This window comes from Aliivibrio sp. S3MY1 (genome assembly GCF_028765575.1).
In the GTDB taxonomy this organism is placed as follows: domain Bacteria; phylum Pseudomonadota; class Gammaproteobacteria; order Enterobacterales; family Vibrionaceae; genus Aliivibrio.
This window is the reverse complement of sequence record NZ_JARACO010000102.1, coordinates 1-745: the sequence shown is the minus strand read 5'-3', so window position 1 is coordinate 745 and position 745 is coordinate 1. Positions and strand designations below refer to the sequence as shown.

General features: G+C 39.6%; 1 protein-coding gene. It reads right to left on the bottom strand.

The features are described from left to right. Window positions 1–118 precede the first annotated feature (118 nt). Window positions 119–721, bottom strand: coding sequence for a GNAT family N-acetyltransferase (locus tag PVK62_RS17435; RefSeq protein ID WP_130046499.1), 603 nt, complete (start codon window positions 719–721; stop codon window positions 119–121). Window positions 722–745: the final 24 nt, after the last annotated feature.

Here is a 745-nt window from a genome sequence, read left to right as displayed (position 1 = left end):
TAACGCCTGCATAACACGTTTGCTACTATGCAAACCAAGCTGAATTTTACTGCCTTAATCACCAAAACTAAAGGCAAACTGACAACGCCGAATGTAGCAAATCGTGTTGATGCATTTGTTAGCTGCGCCTTTCCAGTTTGAATAACAAACTAGCTTTTACGGCCAACCACTCACTATTAATTATCGAAAATACAACGGTATCTCGATAGCTACCATCTGCCATTTGTTGATGATTTCTAATTACACCGTCCTGCTTTGCACCTAAACGAGCTATTGCATTACGTGAAGCGTGATTATGCCAATGAGTTCTAAACTCAACAGCGATTGCTGAAAGGTTTTCAAATGCATGAGAAAGAAGAAGGAACTTACATTCGGTATTTACTGATGTTCTCTGGTAGCTTTTCGCATACCACGTATAACCTATTTCTACCCGTTTATTCACACAATCAGCGTGGCATAAACGAGTTGTACCGATTATGGTTTGAGTTTCATTATCAATGACAGAAAAAGCCAAAGAACGCCCAGCGTCTTGTTCACTTAAAGCCAATTCAATATAACCGTTTACAGTCTCTTTATTTGGTATTTTCGTATACCATAAGTCCCAAAGTTCACCATCAGAAGCCGCTTCAACAAGAGCTGACGCATGCTCTAGTTGTAATGGAATTAATGTGACTATTTTCCCTTTAAGCTCCGTACCTGAGAGCCATTTCTCATCTTGCATACTAAATTCCTTCTTTGAAGCAGC

Excerpts from the sequence above, each read along its gene's own strand:
- PVK62_RS17435 (WP_130046499.1), bottom strand. The coding sequence starts at position 721 with ATGCAAGATGAGAAATGGCTCTCAGGTACGGAGCTTAAAGGGAAAATA.